Raw genomic sequence first — 22,859 nt, forward strand, 5'->3', positions numbered from 1 at the left:
CGCACCCGCCGGCTGCGCCGGCACCGCGCGGTGCTGCGCGCCGCCGACCGCGAGGAGCTCCTCGACGGGCTGCACGCGCTCGCCGCCGGCGAGGACCATCCGCTGGTGGCCCGCTCCGCGGAGCACACGACGCCCCGGCTCGCATTCGTCTGCCCCGGCCAGGGCAGCCAGTGGCCGGCGATGGGCAACGACGCCTACACCCACCTGCCCGCCTACCGCGCCGAGGCCGACAAGTGCGCGGCCGCCTTCACCGCCGCCGGGCTGACCTCCCCGCTGCGCTACCTCACCACCGCCGGTGACCCGGATTCGTTCGCCGAGATCGAGATCCAGGGTGCACAGTTCGTCCACGCGGTCGCGCTCGCCGCGTTGTGGCGATCCTGCGGCGTGGCCGCCGACCTCACCGTCGGCCACAGCCTCGGCGAGATCGCCGCGGCCTACCTCGCCGGCGTCATCACGCTGCCCGACGCCGTGGCGGTGGTCGGCGCCCGCGCCGGTGTCACCGACCGGATGCGGGGCAGGTATGCGGTGGCCGCCCTCGGTCTCACGGCTGCCGCCGCCGAGCAGCTGATCGCGGAAACGCCCGGCTGGCTGGAACTCTCGGTGATCAACGCCGGCGCCTCGGTCGCCGTGTCGGGCGATCGCGACGCCGTCGCCGCCGCGGTGGCCACCGTCTCCGCGCGCGGCGGATTCGCCCGCCAGATCACCGTGAACTTCCCGGTGCACACCAGCGTGCTCGAACCGCTGCGCGGGGAATTCACCGCCGCGCTGCCAGAGGCCCGGTTCGGCGACGGCCCGATGCAGTTCATCGGCGGCGCCACCGGTGACGTGGTGGCCGCGGGCACGGAGTTCGGTGACTACTGGTACGGCAATCTGCGCAACACGGTGCGCTTCGACCGCGCAGTCGAAGCGGCGGTGCGATGCGGCGCAAAGGCGTTCGTCGAACTGTCGGCGCATCCCGCACTGCTCTTCGCGATCGGCGACACGCTCGACACCCTCGACCTCGCCTCTGGCCCCGCCGTCCTGGTCGGCTCCGGGCACCGCGACGCGGCGCTGGTCGACCGGCTGACGGCCAACATCGCCGCCGCCGCGGTGACCGACACCCGCTACCGCTGGGCCGATCTCGTCGGTGACACCCGGCCGCTGCGCGACTTCCCGAACGCGCCGATGCGCGCCACGCACATGTGGGTGGCGCCCGAACGCCCGGCCGCCCGCGAAGCCACGACATCCGCGCCGGTGACGATCGCGACCGAGCTGTGGCGCGAAACGGCCCGTCCCACAACGACGGCCAACGCCTTGCGGACCGTCGCGGTGCTGACACCCGAACCCCGGCACCCGCTGGCCGGCCTGGTCCGAGCCGCGATCGAGGGACACCCTGCGGTCACCGTGGCGCCCGCCGACCGCGCCGAGATGCTCGTCGTCGTCGCCCCCGCCGCCGAACAGACCGACGCCGCGCCGGCCGCCGCCGAGTTGACCGCACAGGTCGCCGGCGGCCTGCTGGAGTACGCGACCGCTGCCGGGCCGCAGTGCCGCGACGTCTGGCTGGTCACCGCAGGCGCCGAACGGGTCACCGCGGACGACCCGGCGCCGCTGCCCGCACCGGCGGCACTGGCGGCGATGCACCGCAGCGTCGGATTCGAGCACCCCGACCAGACGTTCCGCCACCTCGACCTGCCCGCGGGCGGCCTCGACGCCGGGGCCGCCGCCGCCGTGGCCGAGACGCTGTTCACCGACGTGACCGAGGCCGCACTCCGCGGCGCCGTCCCGGTGCTGTACCGTCGCGAACTGCCCTCTGTGACAACGGCTCCGAAGGCGTGGGCGCTCGACTCCGGCCTGCTCGACGACGTCGTCATCACCGGTGGCGCCGGCGCGGTCGGCCTGCACTTCGCGCGGTACTTCGCCGAACAGGGCGCCAAGCGGATCGTGCTGCTCGGCCGCCGCGGCGCGGACGCCGACGTGCTGGCGTCGGTGGCCGGCGACCACGGCACACAGGTGATCGCGCCGCCCTGCGACGTCACCGACCGCGGGCGGCTGGCCGTGACCGCCGCTGAGTTCGCAGGCAACGGGGCGTCGCTGCTGGTGCACGCCGCCGGGGCCGCCGGGTTCGCCACCCGCGACCACATCGACCGCAGCGTGCTGACCCAGGCCTTCGCCGCGAAGGTCGACGGCCTCGCCGCCGTCGTCGAGCTGTGGCCGCTACGGCCGGACGCGCCGATCCTGCTGTGCTCCTCGGTGTCCGGGGTATGGGGCGGGCAGGGGCACGCCGCCTATTCGGCGGCCAACCGGATGCTCGACGTGACGGCTGCCCGACTGCGGGCATCGGGGCGGGACTGCCTGTCGGTGCGGTGGGGGCTGTGGGCCGCCGACGGAGAAAGTGTCGTCGACGTCGCCGAGACCGCCCGGATCGAGCGTTCCGGATTGCTGGCGATGGCGCCGCGTGCGGCGATCGAGGCGAGCCTGCGCCACCACTCCGGTGATCCGCTGGTCTTCTCCGCCGACGAGAGCCGGCTGCAGATTTTCTTCGCGAGCCAGCAGGCGGCTCAGCATGACCAGGCTGCCGACACCGATGTCGGCGCCACCGACATCCGGGCGGCGGTGCGCGTCGAACTCGCATCGGTGCTCAGCGTGGCCGACGCGTCGGCGCTCGACCTCGACGCGTCGTTGTTCGACCTCGGCGTCGACTCGCTGCTGGCCCTCGATCTGCGCAAGCGGATCAAGCACGCCACCGGCCGGTCGGTTCCGCTGGCCCGGTTGCTGGGCGGCATCACCGGCACCGAGCTGATCGCAGACCTCGACCGGGCCGGCGAGCCGGCCGACAGAGCAGAGAAAGTGAACGCTTCGCGTGACTGACACCACTGAGCACACCCGCATCCCGAACGCGGCGGGCCTCGACGACAACCGACTGGAACTGTTGCGGCGCAAGCTCGCCGAACGCGGACTGCGCTCGGCGCCCGACGCAGGAGCAGGCCCGGCCGAAGGACTGTCCGACGGGCAGCGACGGATGTGGTTCGTCCAAGAGATGGACCCGGGCGGCGCACTGCTCAACATCTGCCTGTCCTACCGGCTGCGCGGCGATGTCGACCCGGCGCGGCTGCACGATGCGGTCGACGCGGTCGCCCGCCGCCACAGCGTGCTGCGCACCACCTACCGCGCCGGCGAGAACGGCGAACCGGCGCTCGAGGTGCACGACGACCTGCGCCCCGGCTGGGCCGAGCACGACCTGTCGCAGATGTCCGAGCAGGGCAGGCGGCTTCGGCTCGAGGTAGTCGCGCAGCGCGAGTTCGCCGCGCCGTTCGACCTGACCAAGGACGCACCGCTGCGGATCACCGTGGCGCGCATGACCGCCGACGAGCACGTGCTGCTGTTCGTGGCGCACCACATCGCCTGGGACGACGGCTGCTGGCGGGTCTTCTTCGCCGACCTGACCCGGGCGTACGACGGCACGGAACTGGGGCCGGAGCCCCGCCCCGCACGCACCGCAGGGCCCGACACCGCCGAGGCCGACCTGGCGTACTGGCGCGCGGTGATGGCCGCGATGCCCGAACCGCTCGAGCTGCCGGGGCCGACCGGCTCCGTGGTGCCGACCAGCTGGCGCTCCCAGCGCAGCACGCGGCAGCTGTCCGGCGACGTCGCAGGACGGGTCTCGGCGCTGGCCCGCGAGACCGGCTGCACGCCGTACATGGTGCTGCTGGCGGTATTCGGCGGCTTGATCCACCGCTACACCCATGCCGACGACTTCCTGGTCGCCGCCCCGGTGCTCAACCGTGACGGCGGCGCCGACGAGGTGATCGGCTACCACGGCAACACCGTGGTCATGCGGCAGCGGCCCACGCCGGGCATGACGTTTCGCGAGCTGCTGGCCCAGACCCGCGACACCGCGCTCGGCGCCTTCGCCCACCAGCGGGTGAACCTCGACCGCGTGGTGCGCGAACTCAACCCCGACCGGCGCTACGGGGCGGAGCGGATGACCCGGGTCAGCTTCGGATTCCGCGAGCCCGACGGCGGCGGCTTCGCCCCGGCCGGCGTGCGCTGCGAGCGTGCCGAACTGCGCAGCCAGGTGACGCAGCTGCCGCTCGGATTCATGGTCGAGTTCGGCGCCGACGCCATCCTGGTGGAGGCCGAACACCTGGTGGAGGTGCTCGACCAGGAGCTGGCCCGCCAGTTGCTCGACCACTTCGCGACGCTGCTCGACAGCGCGCTGGCCGACCCGGACCGCCCGCTGTCCGATCTCGACCTGCTCGACGCCGCGGGCGCCGAGTGGCTGCGCGAGGTGAGCTACGGCGAGGAGTTCTCGACGCCGCCCGCCACACTGCCCGACCTGGTCTCCGCCCGGGTGCGAAGCGCACCGGACGCGGTCGCAGTGGTCTACGAGGGCCGCACCTACAGCTACGGCGAGGTCAACGCGGCGGCGAACCAGGTGGCGCACTGGCTGATCGAGCAGGGCATCGGCGCCGAGGACCGCGTAGCCGTGCTGCTGGACAAGTCGCCCGAACTGGTGATCACCGCGCTGGGCATCGTGAAGGCGGGCGCGGTGTACCTGCCCGTCGACCCGACCTACCCGCAGGACCGGCTCGACTTCATCCTCTCTGACTCCGACCCGAAACTCGTGCTGCGCGAACCGGTCACCGGACTCGAGCGCTACCGCGGCGACGACCCCACCGACGCCGACCGTGTCCGGCCGCTGCACCCGGACAACACCGCGTACCTGATCTACACGTCGGGCACCACCGGACTGCCCAAGGGGGTGCCGGTGCCGCACCGGCCGGTCGGCGAGTTCTTCGTCTGGTTCGGTGACGACTACCAGATCGACAACTCCGAGCGGCTGCTGCAGGTCGCCTCGCCGAGCTTCGACGTGTCGATCGGCGAGATCTTCGGCATGCTGATCTGCGGCGCGGGCCTGGTGATCCCACGCCCGGACGGCCTGCGCGACATCGGCTACCTGACCGACCTGTTGCGCGACGAGGGCATCACCTCGATGCACTTCGTGCCGTCGCTGCTCGGGCTGTTCCTGTCGCTGCCTGGCGTCAACCAGTGGCGCACATTGCGCCGGGTGCCGATCGGCGGCGAGGCGCTGCCCGGCGAGGTGGCCGACAAGTTCCACGCCACGTTCGACGCGCTGCTGCACAACTTCTACGGGCCCACCGAGACGGTGATCAACGCCACCCGCTACAAGGTGGAGGGCAAGCAGGGCACCCGCATCGTGCCGATCGGCAGGCCCAAGATCAACACGCAGATCCACCTGCTCGACGACAACCTCAAACCGGTGCCGGTCGGGGTGATCGGCGAGATCTACATCGGCGGAACGCATGTGGCACACGGTTACCACCGCCGCCCCGGCCTGACCGCCGAGCGGTTCGTCGCCGATCCGTTCACTCCCGGCGCTCGGCTGTACCGGTCGGGCGACCTGGCCCGCCGCAACGCCGACGGTGACGTCGAGTTCGTCGGCCGCGCCGACGAGCAGGTCAAGATCCGAGGGTTCCGCATCGAACTGGGCGACGTGGCCGCCGCGATCTCGGTGGACCCGAGCGTCGGACAGGCCGTCGTGGTGGTCAGCGACCTGCCTCAGCTCGGCAAGAGCCTGGTCGCCTACCTGACGCCCGCCGCGGAGGCCGACGGCGTCGACGTGGACCGGGTGCGCGCCCGGGTCGCCGCCGCCCTGCCGGACTACATGACACCCGCCGGATACGTCGTGCTCGACGAGATCCCGATCACCGCGCACGGCAAGATCGACCGCGCCGCGCTGCCCGAGCCGGAGATCACCTCCGAGACCGACTACCGGGAGCCCGCCACCCCGACCGAGCGGCTGCTGGCCGGCCTGTTCGGCGAGCTGCTCGGCCGCGACCGCGTCGGCGCCGACGACTCCTTCTTCGACCTCGGCGGGCACTCGCTGCTGGCCACCAAGCTGGTCGCGTCGGTGCGCTCACAGTTCGGCGTGGAACTCGGGGTGCGCGAGGTCTTCGAACTCGGCAGCGTCGCCGGTCTTGCCGAGCACATCGACGGTGTGTCCGGCGCCGCGCCCGACGACGACAGGCCACGCCTGGTGGCCACCGGGCACGACGGCCCGGCGCCGCTGTCGGCGTCACAGCTGCGGACCTGGTTCACCTACCGGGTCGACGGGCCCAACCCGGTCAACAACATCCCGTTCGCGGCGCGGCTGACCGGGCCGGTCGACGTCGACGCTCTGGTCGCTGCCGTGCGCGACGTCGTCGACCGCCACGACATCCTGCGCACCACCTACCGGGAGATCGACGGCGTGCCGCACCAGGTCGTCAACGCACCGGGCGAACTGCGGGTCCGCCGCGCCCGCGGTGACGACGACGCCTGGGTGCAGGCCGAACTGGACCGCGAACGCCGTCACGTCTTCGACCTCGAGCACGAGTGGCCGTTGCGCGCCGCGGTGCTCAGCGCGCCCGGCGGGCATGTGCTGTCGCTGATGATCCACCACATCGCCGGCGACCACTGGTCGGCAGGGGTGCTGTTCGGTGACGTGGTGGCCGCCTACCTCGCGCGGCGCGGCGGGCACGCGCCGGACTGGGCGCCGCTGCCGGTGCAGTACGCCGACTACGCGGCCTGGCAGGGCCGGATGCTGGCCGACGAGAACGGGTCGATGGCCGCGCAGCGCGAGTACTGGGTGCGTCAGCTGGCCGGCACGCCCGCCGAATCCGGTCTGCGCCCGGACTTCCCCAGGCCGCGGGTGCTCGGCGGAGACGCAGGCGCGGTGGAATTCGGCTTCGACGGCGCCACCCGCGACAAGCTGACCGCGCTGGCCCGCGACCTCGGCGTCACCGAGTTCATGCTCTTGCAGGCGGCGGTCGCCGTGGCGCTGCACAAGGCAGGCGGCGGCGAGGACATCCCGATCGGCACCCCGGTGGCCGGCCGGTCGGAACCCGAACTCGACCGGCTCGTCGGGTTCTTCATCAACATCCTGGTGCTCCGCAACGACCTTCGCGGCAACCCGACGCTGCGTGACCTGCTGGTGCGCACGCGGGAGATGGCGCTGTCCGCATACGCCCACCAGGACCTGCCGTTCGACCAGGTGGTCAACGCGGTCAGCCCGGTGCGGTCGGTGTCGCGCAACCCGCTTTTCGGGGTGGTGGTGCACGTTCGCGAGCAGCTCACCGACGGGCAGGTCATCGACAGCGGGCCGGACGGCGACACGGCGTTCTCCGCCATCGAGCCGACGTTCGACGTGGCCCATGCCGACCTGTCGCTGAACTTCTTCGTGTCCGACAAGGGTTGCCGCGGCCACGTCATCTACCGCACCGAGTTGTACGACCCGGCCACCGCCCGGCGGTTCGCGTCGTGGCTCGGCCATGTCGTCGACGCGTTCGCCGACCGGCCCGACGAGCGTCTGCGCAGCGTGCAGATCACCGACGAGCAGGAGCGGCAGCAGCTCTCGCGGTGGGGCGGCGGGCAGCTGGTGGTGCTCGACGACGCGCTGAACCCCGCGCCGGTCGGCGTGATCGGCGACGTGTACCACCGCGGCGGTCCGGTCGCGGTGGGCCAGTGCGACGGAAGCGCGCTCACCGCCGCCCGGTTCGTGGCGGATCACACCGGCGGACAACCCGGTTCGCGGCTGTACCGGTCCGGCGACCGCGGCCGCTGGACCGGTGACGGGCGCCTCGAGCTCGTCGGCCGCGCCGGCGGCGTCGACGACGCGGTCGCGGCGCAACCCGCCGCGGTGGCCGCCGAACCGCCCCGCACCGACACCGAGAAGGCGCTCGCGTCGATCATGGCCGAGGTGCTGGGCGCCGACGAGATCCAGAGAGGCGACGACTATTTCGCGCTCGGCGGCGACAGCATCCTCGCCGTGCAGCTGGCGGCCCGGGCGCGCGACGCCGGTCTGGGGCTCACCGCGCGGATGGTGTTCGAGTTCCCGACCGTGCACGAGCTCGCCGCCGCAGTCGACGCGGCGGGGGAGAGCGTGCAGGGCGGCGACGTCCACCACGAGGCGATGAGCGCGTCGGGGCTGTCGGCCGACGAACTGGCCGACCTGACGCTGTCGTGGTCGGCCGGGGACGACGCTCGGTGACCGCGACCCTCGAGGACGTCCTCGCGCTCAGCCCGCTGCAGCAGGGGCTCTACTCGCTGACGACGCTGAACGACAGCGAGGACGGCGACCTCGGGTCCGCCGACCCGTACCTGATCGCGATGGCCGCCGACATCACCGGCGACCTGGATGCGGGGCTGCTGCGCGACTGTGCCGCGGCGATGTTCGAACGCCATCCGAACCTGCGGGCCGGCTTCGTCCGCGCCGGCAGCAAGTCCCGGGTGGTGCAGGTGATCCCGACGCGGGTCGACGTGCCGTGGCGGCACGTCACCGCGTCGGCCGACGAGGTGCAGGCGTTGGAGGCCGACGCCCGCAGGCGCCGGTTCGACCTCGGCCACGGTCCGGCGATGCGCTTCCTGCTCGTCGAGATGCCAGGGCCGCGTTGGCGTCTGGTGATCGTCGCGCACCACATCGTGATCGACGGCTGGTCGCTGCCGCTGTTCGTGGGCGAACTCATCACGCTCTACCGCTCGGGCGGGGACACCTCGGCGCTGCCTGCGCCGCCGCGGCCCTACCGCGACTACATCGGCTGGCTCGCCGGCCGCGACCAGGACGGCAGCCGCCGGCTGTGGCGCGACCACCTCGCCGGGCTGCCCGGTCCGACGCTGCTCACTCCGGCGCTCACCGACGGCGAACCGCCCAGCGGGATGCCGCGGCGCACCGAACTCCGGCTGGACGCCCCAGCCACCGCCGCGCTGTCCGAGGCCGCCCGCTCCCGCGGCGTCACCCTCAACACGCTGGTCCAGATGGCCTGGGCGAACATCGTCTCCACCTTCACCGACCGCAGCGACGTGGTGTTCGGCGTGACGGTGTCCGGCAGGCCGGGCGAACTGGCCGGCGTCGAGTCGATGGTCGGACTGTTCATCAACACCGTGCCGCTGCGGGTGCGGCTCGATCCGGCGCAGCGCGTCGGCGCGCAGTGCGTCGCCCTGCAGCGGGAGGCCGCCGCGCTGCGCGACCACAGCTACCTGGCGCACGCCGAGTTGCGGTCGATCGCCGGCATCGGCGAGATGTTCGACACCCTGCTGGTCTACGAGAACTTCCCGCCGGGCGGACTTGTCGGCAGCGGCGAGTTCGAGGCCGCCGGCGCGCGATTCCGCCCCGCGGCGCTGGAGAGCCTCGCGCACTTCCCGGTCACCGTCGCCGCCCACCTCACCGACGGGGAACTCACCGTGCTCGTCGAGGTGATCGACGGGGCGCTGGGCGCAATGACACCGGAGAGCCTCGGCGCGCGGGTGCTGGCCACCGCGCAGCGGCTCGTCGCCTGCTGGGAGCGGCCGCTGCGCGACGTCGGGGTGCTGCTCGACGGCGAGCAGGCCGCGACCGCGGCGACCCTCCTCGCGCCCACCGGGGCCGGTGGCGTGCACGCCCGGTTCGCCGAAGTCGCTCGGTCGCGGCCGGATTCGGTCGCGCTGACGTGGGACGGCGGCCGGTTGACCTACCGTGAGCTCGACGAGGCCGCGGATCGGCTGGCCGCGGCGCTCGCGGCCAGGGGAGTGCGCACCGAGACGCCGGTGGCGATCCTGCTGTCGCGGGGACCGGACTATGTGATCGCGATGCTCGGCGTGCTCAAGGCGGGCGGGGTCATCGTGCCGCTCGACCCGGCGATGCCCGCAGGCCGCGTCGACGACATCGTCACCCAGAGCGGCGCCGTGCTCGTCCTCGACGCCGCGCTGCTCGCCGAGTGCAGCACCGGTGCACCGGCCGCCGGCTTCCGGCCGGTGACCGCCCACCGCGGCCAGGCCGCCTACGTCGTCTTCACCTCCGGCACCACCGGGCGGCCGAAGGGCGTGGTCGGCACCCACGACGCGGTGCTCGCCTACACCGAGGACCACGCCCGCAGCGTGCTTCGCCCCGCAGCGGAAAGGCTGGGCCGCACCCTGTCGGTGGCGCACGCGTGGTCGTTCACCTTCGACGCGGCCTGGCAGCCGCTGGCGGCCCTGCTCGACGGGCACAGCGTGCACATCGTCGACGATGACGTGCAGCGCGACGCCGAGGCGCTGGTCGCGACGATCGCCCGCTTCGGTGTCGACCTGATCGACACGACGCCGTCGATGTTCGCCCAGCTGCGGGCGTTCGGCCTGTTGTCCACGGTCCCGCTGGGCGTGCTCGCCCTCGGCGGCGAGGCGGTCGGCATCCCGGCGTGGAACGCTATTCGCGACGAGTGCGCCCGCACCGGCATGACGGCCTTCAACTGCTACGGCCCCACCGAGACCACGGTCGAGGCCGTCGTCGCCGCGATCGCCGACTACGAGTCGCCCACGATCGGCCTGCCCACCGGACCCACCCGCGCCTACGTGCTGGACTCCTGGCTGCGCCCGCTGCCCGACGGCGTCACCGGCGAGCTGTACCTCGCGGGCGGCCAGCTCACCCGCGGCTACCTCGGCCGGATGGGCGAGACGTCGGGCCGGTTCATCGCCGACCCGTTCGTCGCCGGTGAACGGATGTACCGCACCGGTGATGTGGTGCGCCGCTCGGCCGACGGGTCGCTGCAGTTCCTCGGCCGCTCCGATGCCCAGGTCAAGATCCGCGGATTCCGCGTCGAACCCGCCGAGATCGCGGCGGTGCTGCACGGACACCCCGCGGTGCGGCACGCCCACGTGGCGGTGCGGCACCACCGCAGCGGGCCGCGGCTGACCGCCTACGTGTCCGCCGACCCGCCGCCGCCCGTCCCCGAACTACGGGCGATGCTGACCAAACGCTTACCGCGCTACATGGTTCCGCACCGCATCGTGCTGATCGACGAGCTGCCGCTGACGCCGCACGGCAAGGTCGACGAGCCCGCGCTCGCCGCTCTCGCACAGGAACCCGACGACGAGGTCGCCACGCCGGAGACCGCGACGGAGATCGCACTGGCCGAGGTGCTCGCCGAGATCCTGCACACCGGACGGCAGGTGGACGTCACCGCCGACCTGCTGCAGCTGGGACTCGACAGCATCGTCGCGCTGTCGGTCGTGCAGGCCGCGCGGCGGCGCGGTGTCGCGCTGCGGGCGCGGCTGATGCTCGAATGCGGCACCATCCGCGAGCTCGCCGCCGCCGTGGACGGCGAATCGGCAGGCGCCGCTGCCGGTTACGAGGACGGCGACGGCCCGATCCCCGTGCTGGCCAACGTGCACTGGCTCTACGAGTACGGCGACCCGCGTCGGCTGGCGCAGACCGAGGCCATCCGGCTGCCCGACGGCATCACCATCGACCACCTGCACACCCTGCTGCGCACTGTCGTCGACGGCCACGAGATGCTGCGTTGCCGGCTCGACCGCGACACCATGACCTTCGTTCCGGGCGCGGTCGAGGACTTCCTCACCGAGGTGTCGGTGAGCGGCCCGCTGGCCGACGCCGTCGCCGAACACACCCGCACGTCGGTCGAGCGGCTCGATCCCTCGCGCGGCGCGCTGCTGTCCGCGGTGTGGTTGCGCGACAGCGCATCTCCGGCCAGCGTGCTGGTGCTGTCGGCGCACGTGCTGGCGATGGACCCGGCGTCGTGGCGCATCGTGGTCGGCGAACTGGACGCGGGCTGGCACGCGCTGTCCGCGGGCAGGCAGCCGACGCCCGCGGTCGAGCACACCGGGTACCGGCGGTGGTCGCGGCTGCTGCACGAGCGCGCGCACCGGCTCGACACCTGCGATTTCTGGGAGGCTCAGCTCGCCGGCGCCGATCCCGATCTCGGTGCGCGGCGGGTGGATCCGCGAACCGACCGCGCCCGCGACGTCACGGTGAGCGTCTGCGTCACCGACGCCACCGACACCGCACGGCTGCTCGCCGCCGACCGGCCGATGGCTCACCTGCTGGCGGCCGCGGCGGCGGACACGGTGACCCGGTGGCGCCGTCATCGCGGGCAGGCCACGCCGCCGCCGCTGCTGGCGCTGGAGTCCTTCGGCCGCGTCGATGCGGTCGTCGACGGCGGCTCGGGCGATGTGGACACCGGCGAGACGGTCGGGCTGATGTCGGCCATCTACCCGCTGCGGATCGGCGCCGACGTCGCCACGGATCTGGCGGCCGTCCCCGGTGACGGCATCGACTACGCGCTGCTGCGTTACCTGCGGGCCGACACCGCGCCGCTGCTGCGGGCCCACCGCGAACCCCAGCTGCTGCTGAACTACCTCGGCCGCGCGGAGCTCGGAGCGGTGACCGGCGACATGCAACCCGACCGCGCACTCACAGCGGGGGCGTCGCAGCTGCCGGAGCCCGACCTCGCGGTCCGGTATGAGCTGACGCTCAACGCGGTGGTGTTCTCCGACGGCGCGTCGCCCGTGCTGGCGACGCAGTGGCGCACCCTGCCGGACATCCTGGGCCCTGGCGATGTCGAAGTGCTGCAAGGGTTCTGGCGAGAGGCGTTGAAAGAGGTATGCGAGAGATGACCACATGAGCCGCACACTGGCGGTGATCGGCGCCGGCGCCAAGGGCGTCGCGGTGGCCGCCAAGGCCGCCGAACTGCGCGACATGGGCGTCGACGTGCCCGACGTGGTGGCGATCGAGCGCACCGCGGTGGCCGCCAACTGGCAGGCCAGCGGGGGATGGACCGACGGCCAGCACCGGCTCGGCACCAGCCCGGAGAAAGACGTCGGTTTCCCCTACCGGTCCTCGCTGGTGCCGCGCCGCAACGCCGAACTCGACACCAGGATGATGCGGCACAGCTGGCAGTCCTACCTGGTGTCGACCGGTCAGTTCGCCGAGTGGATCGATCGCGGCAGGCCCGCGCCGACCCACCGCCGCTGGAGCCAGTACCTGCGCTGGGTCGCCGACAACGTCGGGATGAGCGTGGTCAACGGCGAGGTCACCGGCATCACCGTCGACGCGGGCGCCGACGCCGCACGGTGGGTGCTGCAGACCCACGAGACGTCGGTGGAGGCCGACGCGCTGATGATCACCGGCCCCGGGCAGGCCGAACGCTCGATCCTGCCGGGCAACCCGCGGGTGCTCTCGATCGCCCAGTTCTGGCACCGCGCCGCCGCGCACGAGTTGATCGCCGCCGAGCGTGTCGCCGTCATCGGTGGTGGGGAGACCGCCGCGACGATGCTCAACGAGCTCTTCCGGCACCGGGTTTCGACGATCACCGTCATCTCGCCGCAGGTCACGCTGTTCACCCGGGGCGAGGGCTTCTTCGAGAACACGCTGTACTCGGACCCCACCCATTGGGCGGGGCTGACGCTGGGTGAGCGCCGCGACGCGATGCTGCGCACCGACCGCGGGGTGTTCTCGGCGCGGGTGCAGGAGGCGCTGCTGGCCGACGACCGGATCCGCCATCTGCGCGGCCGGGTGGCCCACGCGGTGGCCCGCGACGACCGGATCCGGCTGACACTGCAGACCGATCGGGTCGGGGAGCGACTCGAGACGGTGCACGGTTTCGACCTGGTGATCGACGGATCGGGGGCCGACGCGCTGTGGTTCGTGCCGCTCTTCCGCCAGGAGGCCCTCGATCTGCTCGAACTGGGTCTGGGCGGTCCGCTCACCGGCGACGCGCTGCAGGAGTCGATCGGCGACGACCTCTCGGTCGACCACCTCGCGCCCAAGTTGTTCCTGCCCGGCCTGGCGGGGCTGACCCAGGGACCGGGGTTCCCCAACCTCAGCTGTCTCGGACTGTTGTCCGACCGCGTGCTCGGCGCCGGGTTCGAGCCGTCCACGCAGCGATCGATCAGGAGAAGCGATGAGCACCAACCCCTTCGATGACGACAACGGCCAGTTCTTCGTACTGGTCAACGACGAGGACCAGCACAGCCTGTGGCCGGCGTTCGCTGGGGTGCCCGCGGGGTGGCGCGTGGTGTTCGGCGAGAGCACCCGCGCCGACTGCCTTGCCTACGTCGAGGAGAACTGGGCGGACCTGCGGCCGAGGAGCCTGCGCGAGGCGATGGCGGCCGCAGGCGGCTAGCCCGGCATGCCGTCCCGCTGCACCCGGCGGGCGTATTCGGTTGGTGTGCAACCGGTGTGCCGGGAGAAGGCGGTGCTGAACGCGGTGGGGGACTGGTAGCCGACACGCTGTGCGATCTGCGCGGTGGACAGCCGCCCGGACCGCAGCAGTTCCCTTGCCGTGGCCAGCCGCCACTGCAGCAGGTACTGCATCGGCGGCATCCCCACGACCTCGGCGAATCGCTGCGCGAACACCGCGCGGGACACCGATGCGGCGCGCGCGAGGTGCTGCACCGTCCAGCCACGTGCGAGGTCGGCGTGCAGCTGCGTCAGGGCGGGCGCCAGTACGGCGTCCGAGAGTCCCGCGATCAGTCCGCGCTGCTCCTGGTCGACGGGCGCCGAGGCGACCCGGAGCGCCTCCATCAGCAGCACCTCGACGAGCCGCTGCAGAATCGCGTCGCGGCAGGGACTCTCGCCGTCGGCCTCCTCGGCGATCAGCTCGACGATCCGGCTGAGCCGCGCCGAGCCCGGTTCGTCGCGGCGGACCAGGACGGCGGGCGGCAACAGCGGCACCAACAGCGGCGCGTTGGCGGGATCGACACGGAAGTATCCGCCGAGCATGCGCATCGTGACCGGCTCCGATGCGCCGCCGTGGCGGGTGCGGCGGCCGTGGTCGATCGGGGTGGGGACGGGTTCGACGCCGCGGCTCGCGCTCAGGGTGAAGCCCGGTGTCTCCGGAAGCAGCAGGAAGTCGCCGTCGCGCAGGTCGATGGCGTCGAGCCCGTCGGCTTCCAGGACGCACGACCCCTGCAGCATCACGCAGAACGCGGGGTCGCCGTAGCGGGGCTTGCGGACACCCCAGCTGCCTGCGCCGTCGATGACCTTCGACAGCACCGCCTCCGGTCGCAGCAGGCCGAGCAGTTCCTCCACCGGTCCCGCGGCGGTGCCCGCGGTGTCGGGTGTGCCCACCCAAAGACGCTAAACCCCCGCGGTCGATTCGGCGAGCGCCACCGCGTCGGCACCCGCCGCGAACCTGAGCCGGTCGGAGGTGTCGGTGGCCGCGGACAGCACCACCTCGGCGACGTCCTCCGGGGTGGTGGCGGCGCCGGCGGCGCCGAACGACGCCATGATCGGCGCGGCGAACGGCTCGTAGGCGGGCGGGATGACCCCGGCCATCCGGTGGAGGCCGTTGGCGGTGAAGTTGGTCGAGGGGCCGTAGCCCGGCTCGACCAGCTTGGCCCGCACGCCGAAGAAGGCGAGTTCGAGCGCCAGCGACGCCGTGAACCCCTCGACGGCCATCTTGCTGGCGGTGTAGACGGCGGCCAGCGGCATCGCGGCCAGTGTCACGCTGGAGGTGACGTTCACGATCACGCCCGACCCCCGCGATCGCATCTGTGGCACGACGGCCTGCGTCTCGCCATCACGCCGAACGTGTTGGTGTCGAACAACTCCCGGGTGGTCTGCATCGGCGTGGCCTCGAACGCACCGACGGCGCCGATGCCCGCGTTGTTGACCAGGACGTCGATCGGGCCGCTGCCGGTCACGGCGGCGGCGATGCTCTCTGCCGACGTCACGTCGAGCGGGATCACCCGCAGCCGGTCCGAAGGGGGGAGCACGTCGGTTCGTGGGGTGCGCATGGTGGCGACGACGTCGAAACCCTCGTCGAGGAACCGGCGGGCGGTCGCCAGACCGTAGCCGGAGGAGCAGCCGGTGATCAGCACTGTGGTCATACACCGAAACGTAGGGTCGGCCGCGGCGTCGGCCAAGGCGTCAGCGTCCGGGATCGCTTCGCGATCGTCTGGCCGGTGCGGCCGCGGCTAACCCTGTTGGGCGGCCAGCGGGACGTCCATGTCGAACAGGCGCGCATGCAGCACGATCCGGTTCCGCAGCGCGGCGCGCACCGCGCGGTGCAGACCGTCCTCGAGGTAGACGACGCCGCGCCAGCGCACGGCGTGCGGGAAGAGGTCACCGTAGAACGTCGAGTCCTCCGACAGCAGCCGGTCGAGCGCCAGCACGGTGGTGGTGGTCACCAGCTCGTCGAGGCGGAGTTGTCGCGGCGGGATGCGCGACCAGTCGCGGTAGCTCAGCCCGTGGTCGGGATACGGCTTGCCCTCGCGGACACCCTTGAAGATCATCGGCGCGCCTTCGGCACTCGGTCCCCCGTGCGTTTCAACCCCGGTTCGCCAGGTTAGCCGAGCCTGACGCGGCCCGTCGCGGGGCCGATCCTCCGCTCGCGCGGAGTTCGCGGCGCCCGTGACCGTAAAATGGTGTCGAACTCGAGGGCAGGGGCAGGTGAACACATGGGAAGTGCCGACGATCGTCGGTTCGAGGTACTGCAGGCCATCGTCGCCGACTTCGTGACCACGAAGGAGCCCATCGGCTCCAAGACGCTCGTCGAACGGCACAACCTCGGCGTGTCCAGCGCCACCGTGCGCAACGACATGGCCGTGCTCGAGGCCGAGGGCTACATCACCCAGCCGCACACCAGCTCGGGGCGGGTGCCCACCGAGAAGGGCTACCGCGAGTTCGTCGATCGCCTCGACGAGGTCAAGCCGCTGTCGTCCTCGGAGCGGCGGGCCATCCTGACGTTCCTGGAGAACGGCGTCGACCTCGACGACGTGCTGCGCCGCGCGGTGCGGCTGCTGGCACAGCTCACCCGGCAGGTCGCGGTGGTGCAGTATCCGACCCTCACCACGTCCACGGTGCGCCACCTCGAGGTGGTGGCGCTGACCCCGGCGCGGCTGCTGCTGGTGGTCATCACCGACACCGGCCGGGTCGACCAGCGCATCGTCGAACTCGGTGACGCGATCGACGACCACCAGCTGTCGAAGCTGCGGGAACTGCTCGGTCAGGCGCTCGAGGGCAAGCCGCTCTCGGCGGCGACCGTGGCGGTCTCGGATCTCGCCGCACACCTCGACGGGTCCGGCGGACTGTCCGACGCGGTCGGCCGGTCGGCCACCGTGCTGGTGGAGACGCTGGTGGAGCACCGAGAGGAACGGCTGCTGCTCGGCGGCACGGCCAACCTCACCCGCAACACCGCCGACTTCGGCGGCTCGCTGCGCTCGGTGCTCGAGGCGCTCGAGGAGCAGGTGGTGGTGCTGCGGTTGCTGGCCGTGCAGCAGGAGGCCGGCAAGGTGACCGTGCGCATCGGCCACGAGACCGAGGCCGAGCAGATGGCGGGCACGTCGGTGGTCAGCACGGCGTACGGCAGTTCGGGCAAGGTGTACGGCGGCATGGGTGTGCTGGGGCCCACACGAATGGACTATCCGGGAACTATCGCTAATGTCGCTGCGGTTGCTCTCTACATCGGCGAAGTCTTAGGCAGCCGCTGAGCCCGGACGGGCCGGCGACAGGACAGAACAGGCGAAGCGTGGCACGCGACTATTACGGCTTGCTCGGAGTCAGCAAGGGCGCGAGTGAATCGGAGATCAAGCGCGCCTACCGCAGGCTCGCGCGCGAACTGCATCCCGACGTCAACCCCGACGAGGCCGCCCAGGCGAGGTTCAAGGAGATCAGCGTCGCCTACGAGGTGCTTTCGGATCCCGAGAAGCGGCGCATCGTCGACCTCGGCGGTGACCCGCTGGAGACCGCGGGCGGCGGCGCCAACGGCGGATTCGGCGGCGGGTTCGGCGGCCTCGGCGACGTGTTCGAGGCGTTCTTCGGCGGCGGCGCCGGATCGCGCGGCCCGGTCGGGCGGGTGCGCCCCGGATCGGACTCGCTGCTGCGGATGCGGCTCGACCTGACCGAGTGCGCCACCGGCGTGACCAAGCAGGTCACGGTCGATACGGCGGTGCTCTGTGACCTCTGCAAGGGCAAGGGCACCCACGGAAACTCCACCCCGGTGGCCTGTGACACCTGCGGCGGCCGCGGCGAGGTGCAGACCGTGCAGCGCTCGCTGCTCGGCCAGGTGATGACGTCCCGGCCGTGCCCGGTGTGCGGCGGCGTGGGCGAGGTGATCCCCGATCCGTGTCACCGCTGCGGCGGCGACGGCCGGGTGCGCGCCCGCCGCGACATCAGCGTGAAGATCCCCGCGGGCGTCGGCGACGGCATGCGGGTGAGGCTGGCCGCCCAGGGTGAGGTCGGACCCGGCGGCGGGCCGGCAGGCGACCTCTACGTCGAGGTGCACGAGAAGCCGCACGACGTGTTCGTCCGCGACGGCGACGACCTGCGCTGCTTCGTCTCCGTGCCGATGATCGACGCCGCCCTCGGCACCGCCGTGACCGTCGACGCCATCCTCGACGGCCCGACCGAGATCACGATCCCGGCCGGCACCCAGCCGGGTGCGGTCGTCACGCTGCGCGGCCACGGCATGCCCCATCTGCGGTCGGGGGTGCGTGGCGATCTGCACGCCCACATCGACGTGGTGGTGCCGACCCGGCTGGACAGCCAGGACACCGAGCTGCTCCGCCAGCTCAAGGAGCACCGCGTCCGCGACGCCGCCGAGGTCCGCTCGACCCAGTCACCTGCCGCGTCGGGCGGGTTGTTCAGCCGCCTGCGTGAGACGTTCAGCGGCCGCTGAGCGGCCCATCCGTCCTCGATGACCGACGCGCTCTTCTACGTCGACGCGATCCCCGCCGAGGGCCTGCCGGTGGTGGTGGACGGCGACGAGGGCTTCCACGCGGCCAACGTTCGGCGCATCAGGATCGGCGAGCGGCTGGACCTGGGTGACGGCGCCGGCGTCGTCGCGCACTGCGAGGTCACCGAGACCGGCAAGGGCCGCCTGACCGCGCGGGTGCTGCACCGCCGCACCGTGGCGCCCGTCGCGCCGTCGGTCACCGTGGTGCAGGCGATCCCGAAGTCCGAGCGCTCCGAGCTGGCTGTCGAACTGGCCACCGAGGCCGGGGCGGACGCGGTGGTGGCCTGGCAGGCGGCGCGGTGCGTCGCACGCTGGGAGTCCGCGGCCAAGGCCGACAAGGGTCTGCGGCGGTGGAGTGCGGTGGCGCGGGCGGCCTCTCGGCAGTCCCGCCGCCCGTTCATCCCGGCCGTCACCGGGGTGCTGTCGACGGCCGACCTGGTGAGCCGGGTGCGCGCCGACGCCGCGGTCACCGCACTGATATTGCACGAGTCGGCACGCCGGCCGATCTCTGAAATCGATGTCGCGCAGGCACATTCGCTGATGCTGATCATCGGTCCTGAGGGCGGCATCACCGACGACGAGGTGACCGCGCTGACCGGCGCAGGCGCGCAGGCAGTGCGGTTGGGCCCGTCGGTGCTGCGGACGTCAACCGCCGCCGCCGTCGCGCTCGGTGCGCTGGGCGCGCTCACGCCACGCTGGCAGTAGCGCGGCCGCCGCGAGCAGTTGCCAGCAGATGATGGTGTACACGCTCACCCGCTCCAGCACCGGGCCCGGCAACCGGTCGGTGACCACCCACATCGCAGCGCAGGCCAACCCGGTGACGCCGAGTGCCGCCGACGCCCAGCGGACGGTGGCGGGGCGCAGCATCGGGGCGGCGGCCAGCGCGGTCAGGTTGCCGCCGGCGATCGCCAGGGCCGCGCCGACGACGTGCCAGGGTCCCGCGCCGCTGTGCACCGCCGCGACGAGCACGTTCCCGGCCGCATTCGCCGCCGCGAACACCAGCACCGGCGCGGGTCGTGGCGGTCGAACGGCGCGCACCGCCAGCACGGCGCCGATCAGGAACATCGCCCCCTGCAGGCAGAACCCGGCGTTCATCAGGACCGCCGACGGCGATTGCGGGGTGCCCAGGTCGCTGATCGCGTCGTGCGCGTAGCTGTAGCCCGGGTAGTGCGCGGCGGCGACGGCCTCGGCGAGCAGATAGCCGCCCGCGCCCGCCGTCCAGCAGGCGGCCGCGGCGATACCCGTCCTTCGGTTATGCATTGGGGTCCGTCGGTACCCGGCGGTAGACTGGGCTGTCAAGAGCGCCCGTAGAGCAACCAGGAAGCAGGCAGAAAAACCCACGTGACGCCACGCGAGACGAACGCTGGCCCGGCACCGGCCGCACCGGTGCGCAGCAGCATCGATGTTCCGCACGACCTCGTCATGGGACTGCTCGGTTCCGCCGACGAGAATCTGCGCGCACTCGAAGAACTCCTCACCGCCGACATCCATGTCCGCGGAAACGCCCTCACCATGTCCGGAGAGCCCGCCGACGTGGCCCTCGCCGAGCGGGTGATCTCCGAACTCCTGGCGATCGCCGGCAGCGGCCAACGGCTCACACCCGACGCGATCCGGCACAGCGTGTCGATGCTCACCGGCACCGGCAACGAGTCACCCGCCGAGGTGCTGACGCTGGACATCCTGTCGCGGCGCGGGAAGACCATCCGGCCCAAGACGCTGAACCAGAAGCGCTATGTCGATGCGATCGACGCGCACACCATCGTGTTCGGGATCGGGCCCGCGGGCACCGGCAAGACCTATCTGGCGATGGCCAAGGCGGTCAACGCGCTGCAGTCCAAACAGGTCAGCCGGATCATCCTGACCCGCCCGGCGGTCGAGGCCGGTGAGCGCCTCGGGTTCCTGCCCGGCACGCTGAGCGAGAAGATCGACCCGTATCTGCGCCCGCTGTACGACGCGCTGCACGACATGATGGATCCCGAGTTGATCCCGAAGCTCATGAGTGCGGGCGTGATCGAGGTCGCGCCGCTGGCATACATGCGTGGGAGAACTTTGAATGATGCATTCATCATCCTCGACGAGGCGCAGAACACCACGGCCGAGCAGATGAAGATGTTCCTGACCCGGCTGGGCTTCGGCGCCAAGATGGTCGTCACCGGGGACATCACCCAGATGGACCTGCCAGGCGGCGCCACCTCGGGTCTGCAGGCGGCCGCCCGGATCCTGAACAACATCGACGACATCCACTTCGCCGAACTCACCAGCGCCGACGTCGTGCGGCACCGATTGGTTTCCGACATCGTCGACGCCTACGCCAGATCCGAGGAGTCCGCGTTGATGAACCGGGCGGAGCGGCGCGCGTCCAGCGGCCGCTCCAGGCGGTAGCCGCCGTGAGTATCGAGGTGTCCAACGAGTCGGGCATCGACATCGCCGAAGAGGAATTGATCAGCGTCGCGAAGTTCGTCATCGGGGAGATGAAGGTGCACCCGGCGGCCGAGCTGTCGATGGTGCTGCTCGACACCTCGGCGATGGCCGACCTGCACATGCGCTGGATGGACCTGCCGGGCCCGACCGACGTGATGAGCTTCCCGATGGACGAGCTCGAACCGGGCGGCAGGCCCGACGCGCCCGATCCCGGACCGGCCATGCTCGGCGACATCGTGTTGTGTCCGGAGTTCGCCGCCAAACAGGCTGAGGCGGCCGGGCATTCGCTCGGTCACGAGCTGGCGCTGCTGACCGTGCACGGCGTCCTGCACCTACTCGGGTACGACCACGCAGAACCGGACGAGGAGAAAGAGATGTTCGCCCTGCAGGGCCGACTGCTCGAGGGGTGGGTGGCCGACCAGGTCGAGGCATACCACCAGGACCGGCAGACCCAGAAGGACCGTCGGTTGATCGACGAGTCGCGATATTTCGACCATCCCTGACGGCGGCGGACACCCATGACCGGCCTACCCCAGCTGATCGGTGCCATCGTCCTGGTCGTCCTCGGCGGCGCCTTCGCCGCCATCGACGCCGCATTGAGCACGGTGTCGATGGCGCGTGTCGAAGAACTGATGCGCGACGAGCGCCCCGGCTCGGTGCGACTGGCCAAGGTGATGACGGAGCGGCCGCGCTACATCAACCTGATCGTGCTGCTGCGCATCGCCTGCGAGATCAGCGCGACCGTGCTGCTGGTCGCCTTCCTCGACGGCCATCTCGGGGTGAGCTGGGGCCTGTTCGCCGCAGCGGCCATCATGGTCGTCGTCAGCTTCGTCGCCGTTGGCGTCGGCCCGCGCACCCTCGGCAGGCAGCACGCCTACCAGATCGCTCTGTTCACCGCGATACCGCTGCAGGCACTGTCGATCCTGCTCACCCCGATCAGTCGGCTGCTGGTGCTGATCGGCAACGCGCTGACCCCGGGTCGCGGCTTCCGCAACGGCCCGTTCGCCTCGGAGATCGAGCTGCGCGAGGTCGTCGATCTGGCCCAGCAGAGCGGCGTCGTCGCCGACGACGAGCGCCGGATGATCCAGTCGGTGTTCGAGCTCGGCGACACCGCCGCGCGCGAGGTGATGGTGCCGCGCACCGAGATGGTGTGGATCGAGCGGGACAAGTCGGCCGGCCAGGCGACGTCGCTCGCGGTGCGCAGCGGGCATTCGCGGATCCCGGTGATCGGTGAGAACGTCGACGACATCATCGGCGTCGTCTACCTCAAAGACCTTGTGCAGCAGACCTACACCTCCGTGACCGGGGGCCGCGACACGTCGGTGACCGAGGTGATGCGCCCGGCGGTGTTCGTCCCGGACTCCAAGCCGCTCGACGAGCTGCTGCGGGAGATGCAGCGCGACCGCAACCACATGGCGCTGCTGGTCGACGAGTACGGCGCCATCGCGGGACTGGTGACGATCGAGGACGTGCTCGAGGAGATCGTCGGCGAGATCGCCGACGAGTACGACACCGACGAGGTCGCACCCGTCGAAGAGCTGGGGGAGCGGCACTTCCGGGTCTCGGCACGGCTGCCGATCGAGGACCTCGGCGAGCTCTACGACATGCAGTTCGACGACGATCTCGACGTCGACACGGTCGGCGGTCTGGTGGCGTTCGAGCTCGGCCGGGTGCCGCTGCCCGGCGCCGAGGTCACGTGGGACGGCCTGCGGCTGCGGGCCGAGGGCGGGCCGGACCACCGCGGCCGGGTGCGGGTCGGCACCGTGCTGGTCAGCCCCGAGCCCACCGCCGACGAGAACGACGAGGAGAGCGAATGACCGATCTCGATGCCGAGGACGCCAAGCTGGTGGTGCTCGCCCGCGGGGCGATGGGCCGCGCCGAGGCGGCGAGCGGAGCGGCGGTGCGCGACGCCGACGGCCGGACCTACGCCGGTGCGCCGGTGGAGCTGGCCGCCCTGCAGCTGACGGCCCT

General features: G+C 71.9%; 17 protein-coding genes. 12 read left to right on the top strand and 5 right to left on the bottom strand.

Going from position 1 to position 22,859, the window contains the following annotated elements:
- The 5 genes from mbtD to H7I41_RS05290 all read left to right on the top strand — a co-directional run.
- Positions 1-2,847: mycobactin polyketide synthase MbtD (gene mbtD, locus H7I41_RS05270; RefSeq protein ID WP_264011521.1), on the top strand; the 2,847-nt coding region annotated here is incomplete at its 5' end.
- Positions 2,840-8,029, top strand: a complete 5,190-nt coding sequence (locus H7I41_RS05275) for a non-ribosomal peptide synthetase (protein WP_264011522.1) — start codon at positions 2,840-2,842, stop codon at positions 8,027-8,029. The genes mbtD and H7I41_RS05275, both read left to right, overlap by 8 nt.
- Positions 8,026-12,405 carry a non-ribosomal peptide synthetase gene (locus H7I41_RS05280; protein WP_264011523.1) on the top strand — a complete coding sequence of 1,460 codons (4,380 nt, stop codon included), beginning with the start codon at positions 8,026-8,028 and terminating at the stop codon, positions 12,403-12,405. Before H7I41_RS05275 ends, H7I41_RS05280 begins: the two co-directional genes overlap by 4 nt.
- A 4-nt stretch (positions 12,406-12,409) precedes the next feature.
- Positions 12,410-13,714 (top strand): NADPH-dependent L-lysine N(6)-monooxygenase MbtG, encoded by a 1,305-nt coding sequence (gene mbtG / locus H7I41_RS05285; protein ID WP_264011524.1) that lies wholly within the window; start codon positions 12,410-12,412, stop codon positions 13,712-13,714.
- Positions 13,692-13,913 (top strand): MbtH family protein, encoded by a 222-nt coding sequence (locus H7I41_RS05290; protein WP_264011525.1) that lies wholly within the window; start codon positions 13,692-13,694, stop codon positions 13,911-13,913. Before mbtG ends, H7I41_RS05290 begins: the two co-directional genes overlap by 23 nt.
- On the opposite strand, the gene H7I41_RS05295 is transcribed toward H7I41_RS05290, so the two are convergent.
- The 4 genes from H7I41_RS05295 to H7I41_RS05310 all read right to left on the bottom strand — a co-directional run bounded on the left by H7I41_RS05295 (position 13,910) and on the right by H7I41_RS05310 (position 16,026).
- Complete coding sequence (locus H7I41_RS05295) at positions 13,910-14,860, bottom strand: AraC family transcriptional regulator (RefSeq protein ID WP_308214586.1); 951 nt, start codon at positions 14,858-14,860, stop codon at positions 13,910-13,912. The two genes, H7I41_RS05290 and H7I41_RS05295, sit on opposite strands and share 4 nt — an antisense overlap.
- A 9-nt stretch (positions 14,861-14,869) precedes the next feature.
- On the bottom strand, positions 14,870-15,283 hold the full coding sequence (locus H7I41_RS05300) for an SDR family NAD(P)-dependent oxidoreductase (RefSeq protein WP_264011536.1): 414 nt from the start codon (positions 15,281-15,283) through the stop codon (positions 14,870-14,872).
- Complete coding sequence (locus H7I41_RS05305) at positions 15,259-15,621, bottom strand: SDR family NAD(P)-dependent oxidoreductase (RefSeq protein ID WP_264011526.1); 363 nt, start codon at positions 15,619-15,621, stop codon at positions 15,259-15,261. Before H7I41_RS05305 ends, H7I41_RS05300 begins: the two co-directional genes overlap by 25 nt.
- A gap of 87 nt (positions 15,622-15,708) precedes the next feature.
- Positions 15,709-16,026, bottom strand: coding sequence for a type II toxin-antitoxin system VapB family antitoxin (locus H7I41_RS05310; RefSeq protein ID WP_264011527.1), 318 nt, complete (start codon positions 16,024-16,026; stop codon positions 15,709-15,711).
- Between the two features lie 165 nt (positions 16,027-16,191).
- Here H7I41_RS05310 and hrcA point away from each other — a divergent pair, with 165 nt between their 5' ends.
- The 3 genes from hrcA to H7I41_RS05325 are packed head-to-tail and all read left to right on the top strand — an operon-like array spanning position 16,192 to position 19,172.
- Positions 16,192-17,223: a heat-inducible transcriptional repressor HrcA gene (hrcA, locus tag H7I41_RS05315; protein ID WP_264011528.1), complete on the top strand. Its 1,032-nt coding sequence runs from the start codon at positions 16,192-16,194 to the stop codon at positions 17,221-17,223.
- 38 nt (positions 17,224-17,261) lie between these two features.
- A complete protein-coding gene (gene dnaJ / locus H7I41_RS05320) occupies positions 17,262-18,410 on the top strand; it encodes a molecular chaperone DnaJ (protein WP_264011529.1) in 1,149 nt (382 codons plus the stop codon).
- A gap of 18 nt (positions 18,411-18,428) precedes the next feature.
- Positions 18,429-19,172 carry a 16S rRNA (uracil(1498)-N(3))-methyltransferase gene (locus H7I41_RS05325; protein WP_264011530.1) on the top strand — a complete coding sequence of 248 codons (744 nt, stop codon included), beginning with the start codon at positions 18,429-18,431 and terminating at the stop codon, positions 19,170-19,172.
- On the opposite strand, the gene H7I41_RS05330 is transcribed toward H7I41_RS05325, so the two are convergent.
- The gene (locus H7I41_RS05330) at positions 19,113-19,727 is read right to left on the bottom strand and encodes a DUF998 domain-containing protein (RefSeq protein ID WP_264011531.1); all 615 of its coding nucleotides are present in this window, start codon (positions 19,725-19,727) and stop codon (positions 19,113-19,115) included. The genes H7I41_RS05325 and H7I41_RS05330 overlap by 60 nt on opposite strands.
- An 81-nt stretch (positions 19,728-19,808) precedes the next feature.
- Here H7I41_RS05330 and H7I41_RS05335 point away from each other — a divergent pair, with 81 nt between their 5' ends.
- The 4 genes from H7I41_RS05335 to H7I41_RS05350 form a co-directional block, all read left to right on the top strand.
- A complete protein-coding gene (locus tag H7I41_RS05335; RefSeq protein WP_264011532.1) occupies positions 19,809-20,849 on the top strand; it encodes a PhoH family protein in 1,041 nt (346 codons plus the stop codon).
- 5 nt (positions 20,850-20,854) lie between these two features.
- Positions 20,855-21,391 carry an rRNA maturation RNase YbeY gene (gene ybeY, locus H7I41_RS05340; RefSeq protein WP_264011533.1) on the top strand — a complete coding sequence of 179 codons (537 nt, stop codon included), beginning with the start codon at positions 20,855-20,857 and terminating at the stop codon, positions 21,389-21,391.
- Between the two features lie 15 nt (positions 21,392-21,406).
- Positions 21,407-22,705 (top strand): hemolysin family protein, encoded by a 1,299-nt coding sequence (locus H7I41_RS05345; RefSeq protein ID WP_264011534.1) that lies wholly within the window; start codon positions 21,407-21,409, stop codon positions 22,703-22,705.
- Positions 22,702-22,859 (top strand): cytidine deaminase-like protein (locus H7I41_RS05350; RefSeq protein WP_505011359.1); only part of this gene is annotated, 158 nt, incomplete at its 3' end. The genes H7I41_RS05345 and H7I41_RS05350, both read left to right, overlap by 4 nt.

The sequence above is a fragment of the [Mycobacterium] manitobense genome, from assembly GCF_025821665.1.
Lineage (GTDB): Bacteria > Actinomycetota > Actinomycetes > Mycobacteriales > Mycobacteriaceae > Mycobacterium > Mycobacterium arseniciresistens.